The 5,220-nt window shown below is 71.0% G+C and carries 6 protein-coding genes; 2 read left to right on the top strand and 4 right to left on the bottom strand.

Annotated elements, in window-relative coordinates; translation table 11 throughout:
* Positions 1 to 35 precede the first annotated feature (35 nt).
* Together G6031_RS16625 and G6031_RS16620 are read left to right on the top strand one after the other, a co-directional pair.
* Positions 36 to 878: a serine O-acetyltransferase gene (locus G6031_RS16625; RefSeq protein WP_179523705.1), complete on the top strand. Its 843-nt coding sequence runs from the start codon at positions 36 to 38 to the stop codon at positions 876 to 878.
* A 47-nt stretch (positions 879 to 925) separates the two neighbouring features.
* Complete coding sequence (locus G6031_RS16620; RefSeq protein WP_179523704.1) at positions 926 to 1,618, top strand: response regulator transcription factor; 693 nt, start codon at positions 926 to 928, stop codon at positions 1,616 to 1,618.
* Positions 1,619 to 1,696: 78 nt separating this feature from the next.
* On the opposite strand, the gene G6031_RS16615 is transcribed toward G6031_RS16620, so the two are convergent.
* From G6031_RS16615 to G6031_RS16600, 4 genes are all read right to left on the bottom strand, one after another.
* Positions 1,697 to 2,947, bottom strand: coding sequence for an ABC transporter permease (locus G6031_RS16615; RefSeq protein WP_182653865.1), 1,251 nt, complete (start codon positions 2,945 to 2,947; stop codon positions 1,697 to 1,699).
* Positions 2,944 to 3,825 (bottom strand): ATP-binding cassette domain-containing protein, encoded by an 882-nt coding sequence (locus tag G6031_RS16610; RefSeq protein ID WP_179523702.1) that lies wholly within the window; start codon positions 3,823 to 3,825, stop codon positions 2,944 to 2,946. Before G6031_RS16610 ends, G6031_RS16615 begins: the two co-directional genes overlap by 4 nt.
* Before the next feature lie 152 nt (positions 3,826 to 3,977).
* Complete coding sequence (locus G6031_RS16605) at positions 3,978 to 4,712, bottom strand: response regulator transcription factor (protein WP_182653864.1); 735 nt, start codon at positions 4,710 to 4,712, stop codon at positions 3,978 to 3,980.
* Positions 4,709 to 5,220, bottom strand: a 512-nt coding sequence (locus G6031_RS16600; protein ID WP_347238517.1) for an ATP-binding protein, incomplete at its 5' end; no start/stop codon positions are given. The genes G6031_RS16605 and G6031_RS16600, both read right to left, overlap by 4 nt.

Raw genomic sequence — 5,220 nt, 5'->3', positions numbered from 1 at the left:
GACCCGGAAAGCCGAACGGGCCTACCCTGTACCGGGTGACCATCGAGCTGAGCATCGAGAACCCCTGCGTCCCGCAGACGGAGGCCGACTCCTCCGTCCGCGCGGTCTGGGACCGGCTGTCCGTGGACGCCACGCAGAGTCGCGACGAACCCCTCATCGCCGGCCTGGTCCTGGATCTCGTCGACGGATGCGACGACCTGGGCGAATCCCTCGCGAGGCTCGCCGCCTCACGCATCGCGACCCCCGAGATCGGCCGGCACGTCCTGGAGAAGGAGATCAGGGCGATCCTGGTCGAGCACCCGCACGTCCTGGAGGCGGTCGCGGCCGACCTCGTGGTGAGCTTCGAGCGTAACCCGGCCTATCCCAACTACCTGGTTCCCTACCTGTTCGCCAAGGGGTTCCTCGGGCTCCAGATCCACCGCGTCGCGCACGAGATGTGGAACTCGGGACGGGTCATGGCGGCCTCGTTCCTCCAGAGCCGGGTGTCCGAGGTCTTCGCCATGGACATCCACCCGGCCGCGCGCGTGGGCTCCGGGATCCTGGTGGACCACGCCACCGGCATCGTGGTGGGTGAGACCTGCGTGATCGGCGACGGCGTCTCGATACTCCAGGGCGTCACCCTCGGCGGGACGGGGAACGAGGACGGCGACCGCCACCCCAAGATCGGTTCGGGGGTGCTGCTGTCGGCCGGGTCGATCGTGCTGGGCAATGTTCACGTCGGCGAGTGCTCGCGGGTGGCCGCCGGTTCGGTGGTGCTCGACCAGGTCCCGCCGCACACGACCGTCGCCGGGGTGCCCGCCAGGGTGGTGCGGCGTCACGCCGACTCGTTGGTCCCCGCCGAGCAGATGGACCAGGAGATCGACCCGGGCGCCGAGTAGGCGTCGCGGGCCACGCGATCGAACGGGACACGGGCGGAGGGCACTGTATGCGGGTACTCGTTGTCGACGACGAACCTGCGCTCCTCGAGAGCGTGCGGCGCGGCCTCGCCGCCGGGGGATGGGCGGTCGAGACGGCCCCGGACGGGGAGATCGGACTCGAGATGGCCGCCGACGGGGACTTCGACGTGGTGGTCCTCGACATCATGATGCCGCGGCGCAGTGGTTACGAGGTGGTGCGCGAGATGCGGCGCCGCGAGATCTGGACCCCCGTGCTCATGCTCACCGCGAAGGACGGCGAGTACGACGAGGCGGACGCGTTCGACCTGGGCGCCGACGACTACCTGGTCAAACCGTTCTCGTTCGTGGTCCTGGAAGCCAGGCTCAGGGCGCTGGTCAGACGGGGCGCCCCCGAGCGGCCCGTCTCGTTCGTCGCCGGTGACCTGGAGGTCGATCCCGCCGCGCGGGAGGTGCGGCGGGGAGGTGAGCGGATCCCGGTGACGGCGCGGGAGTACGCGGTCCTGGAGTACCTGATCCGGAACCGCAACCAGGTGGTGTCCAAACCCCAGATCCTGCGGGCGGTGTGGGATGCCGCGTACGACGGGGACGACAACATCGTCGAGGTCTACGTGGGCTACCTGCGTCGCAAGATCGACACCCCCTTCGGTGCACGAGCGATCGAGACCGTGCGCGGACAGGGCTACCGACTGGTCGACAGCGAGATGGCGGGGGCCGGGGGCTGACGCCCCGACACCCCGCCGCTCCGGCTCCGACACTCTCCTCCTGTCCGCGTCACCGGACCCGCGGGTGATCCACTCCGCTCACTCGGTCAGCGAGAGCGCCTGACGGTAGGTGAGCTTGCCGCCCGTCTGCATGATCGACCGTCGGTAGACCCGTTCCGCGACCACCATCACGGCCCCCGCGACGACCAGGGTGATCACCGCCGCGATGACCGGCTCCCACCACTCGGCCGTGCCCTCGACCAGGCGGATCGGCATCGTCACCGTCGACATGATCGGCACGTACGAGCCGATCACCTGCCAGGTGCCCTGGAGGAACAGTCCCGCGAAGGACGCGATCATGATCAGCGTGAGCAGGGGGGACGAGGTGGACTGGACGTCCTCCGCCCGCGTGGCCAACGCGCCGGCCACGGCGAACAGGCACGCCAGTGCGACGAAACCGATGACGAAGAGCACCAGGTACCAGCCCGCAGCGCCGGCCACCGAGGGCAGGAGCGCGGAATACTCGGTGAACGTCAGGCCGATCAGTCCGATGGCCACGAAGATCGCCATCTGGCCCAACGCGAGCACCGTGGCGCCGACGACCTTCCCGACGAGGAGTTGGCGCAACGGGATGGCGGCGGCGAGGATCTCGACGATCCGCGACTGCTTCTCCTCGACGACGCTGTTGGCGATGGCGTACCCGAAGAGGATCGCCGCCATGTAGAACAGGAAGACGAAGACGAACCCGGCGATCAGCTGGACGCCCTCGTTGGCCGCCCCGTCGGGATCGAGCAGGCGCTCCTGCACGACGGAACCGGCGGTGAGCTCCTCGACGGAGACGTCCGCAGTGGCGGCATTGCGCTCGAGAGCGTCGGCCGCGACCACGGAACCCACCGCGGCGGCGATGTCGGAGTCGACCCCGTCCGACCCGACGAGCGTCCACGCGCCCGGGTCACCGAGCAGAGCGGCGTCGGCGTCTCCCTCCCGCACCGCACGTTCGGCGGCGTCGGGGTCGGCGACCTCGACGACGGACAGCTCGATCGTGGAACCGGCCACCGGCTGCGAGTCGGACCCGGCACCCTCGTCGGCGCCTCCGCCGTTGGCGGCCGACCCGGCACCGGCGGCCTGCACGATGGCCGCGGCGTCGTTCGAGGCGACGGCCACGGTCTTCTCGCCGTCGCGCCCGCCGAGGAGGAACGACAGGCCGAAGGCGACGACGAAGATCGCGATCGTGGTGAGGGTGGAGATGATGAAGTTGCGGTCGCGGAGCTTGACCATGATCTCGCGACCGGCGACGATGCGCCACGCGGAATCGGTCGCCGGCGGCCGGGTGGGGGTCGTGGTGGTCATGACGTCACCTCGCGGTAGATCTCGGACAGGGTCGGGACGACTTCGGCGAGTTCGCGGACGCTGCCGCGCGCCATCGCCTCACGGAGGACCAGATCGGTCACCTCGGGGCGGTCGAGGTCCATCAGGGCGGTGGGGCCGTCGACGTCGACGACGTGGACCCCCGGCAGCCCCCGGACCCACCCGGCGTCGGTGCCGACGACGAGGCGGTGCAGGACGCGCCCCCGTCGGCGGAGGTCGTCCACCGTCCCGCGGGCGACCACCCGCCCGCGCGCCAGGACGACGAGGTGGTCGCAGAGCCGTTCCACCAGGTCGAGCTGATGCGAGGAGAACAGCACGGGCACACCCTGGCTGGTGTACTCGCGCAGCAGGTCGACCATCGAGTCGACGGCGACCGGGTCGAGACCCGAGAAGGGTTCGTCGAGGACGAGCAGTTCCGGTCCGCCGATGACCGCCGCGACGATCTGGACGCGCTGCTGATTGCCCAGTGACAGCGATTCGAGCTTGTCCGCCGTGCGGTCGCCGAGCCCGAACCGCCCGAGCAGCTCGGTCGCCGAGCGTCGTGCCCCCTCCGGACTGCGCCCCTGGAGTCTGCCGAGGTAGACGAGTTGGTCGAGGATCGGCTGCTTGGGATACAGCCCGCGTTCCTCGGGCATGTACCCGAAGGTGCGACGATCCGCGACGGTCACCTCCCGGCCACGCCATGTGACCGTGCCGGCGGAGGGCTGCAGCACGCCCATGATCATCCGCATGGTGGTGGTCTTCCCGGCGCCGTTGCCGCCGACGAAGCCGGTCATCGCCCCTCGCGGGACCTCGAATCCGACATCGTCCACGGCGAGGGTCTCCCCGAAGCGTCGGGTGAGCCCGTCGAGTTCCAGCATGGTGTCCTCCCTGGTGTCCTGTACCGGGTCCACGCTATGGCCGACGGGTGGCCCGGCGGATCAGCCGGGAGGATGACATCTCCGGGGTCGGTCGGGCGGGACTCCCCCTCAGGGGGGAGACGGTCGGCGGACGGCCGCCTGGGGCGTCGCGGTCACTCGCCGGGCTGGACGAGACCGGCCTCGTAGGCCAGGACGACCGCCTGGACGCGGTCGCGGAGGTGGAGTTTGGACAGGCACGCCGACACGTGGGTCTTGACCGTGGCCTCGCCCACGACCAGCGTCCGCGCGATCTCCGCGTTGGACAACCCCCGCGCGACCAGACGCAGGACCTCGGTCTCCCGGGCCGTGAGCAGGTCCAGGGAGGGCGGACGAGATCCTGCGCCGGCGGGGGTGGGGGCGCGGCCATCCGACGGGACAGGAGTGGTCAGTCTCTCGATGACCCGACGCGTGACCTCGGGCGCGAGCAGCGCGTGACCGTGGCCCACGGCCCGGACCCCGTCGACCAGGTCCTCCGGGTCGGAGTTCTTGAGCAGGAATCCGCTCGCCCCGGCCCGCAGTGCGTCGAACAGGTAGTCGTCCCGGTCGAACGTGGTGAGGATCAGGACCTTGGACAGGGCCTCTGCGGTGATGAGCCGCGTCGCCTCGATGCCGTCGGTGCCCGGCATCTGCACGTCCATCAACACCACGTCGGGGCGCAGCCGCCGGCACATCTCGACCGCCTCCGCGCCGTCGGCGGCGTCGCCGATCACCTCCAGGTCCGGTTCCACGCCGAGCATCATCGAGAATCCGGAGCGCATGAGCGCCTGGTCGTCCACCACGAGGATCCGCAGGACCGCGGTGGAGTCCTCGCCCACCGCGGAATCGGGTCCCGCCGAGTTGTCGCTCATTCCCGGTCGGCGTCCACGTCGGGGCGGTAGGGCAGACGCACCCGCACCCGGTAGCCGCCGGTCACCCGGGGGCCGATCTCGCACTCGCCGCCGTGGGAGCGCACCCGTTCGCGCATGCCCAGCAGTCCCAGTCCGCTCCCCGAGGTCCCCGCCCGGGGGCGTCCGGCGTCGGTGATCTCCACCTCCGCGTACGGGTTCCCGCCCGGGTTCTCGCCGGTGCGCAGGACCACTCCCGCGCGGTCGGCGGTGGAGTGTCGCCGGACGTTGGCCAGTGCCTCCTGCGCGGTGCGGTACAGGGACAGACCGACGATCGGCGGGACCTCCTCGAGCGGGTGGCCCGTGCCGGTGACCACCGAGACGCTGGTGGAGAAGTCGGCTGAGTCGTGGGAGGCGGCCAGCCGCTCGATGTCGGTGACCCCGTGCCCCGCGGAGCGGGAGGGATCGCCGGTGGAGGCCGGGTCGCCGGCGGGGGCCGTGGCGTCGGCGGAGGCCGTGGCGGGGAGCCGGT

This window comes from Dietzia sp. CQ4 (assembly GCF_014145125.1).
In the GTDB taxonomy this organism is placed as follows: Bacteria; Actinomycetota; Actinomycetes; order Mycobacteriales; family Mycobacteriaceae; genus Dietzia; species Dietzia natronolimnaea.
The sequence above is the reverse complement of the archived record's forward strand: the minus strand, read 5'-3'. Positions and strand labels throughout refer to the sequence as shown.

Bases quoted from the DNA above. Each gene is read 5' to 3' on its own strand.
- G6031_RS16620 (WP_179523704.1), top strand. From the start codon at position 926: ATGCGGGTACTCGTTGTCGACGACGAACCTGCGCTCCTCGAGAGCGTG.
- G6031_RS16615 (WP_182653865.1), bottom strand. From the start codon at position 2,947: ATGACCACCACGACCCCCACCCGGCCGCCGGCGACCGATTCCGCGTGG.
- G6031_RS16610 (WP_179523702.1), bottom strand. From the start codon at position 3,825: ATGCTGGAACTCGACGGGCTCACCCGACGCTTCGGGGAGACCCTCGCC.
- G6031_RS16605 (WP_182653864.1), bottom strand. From the start codon at position 4,712: ATGAGCGACAACTCGGCGGGACCCGATTCCGCGGTGGGCGAGGACTCC.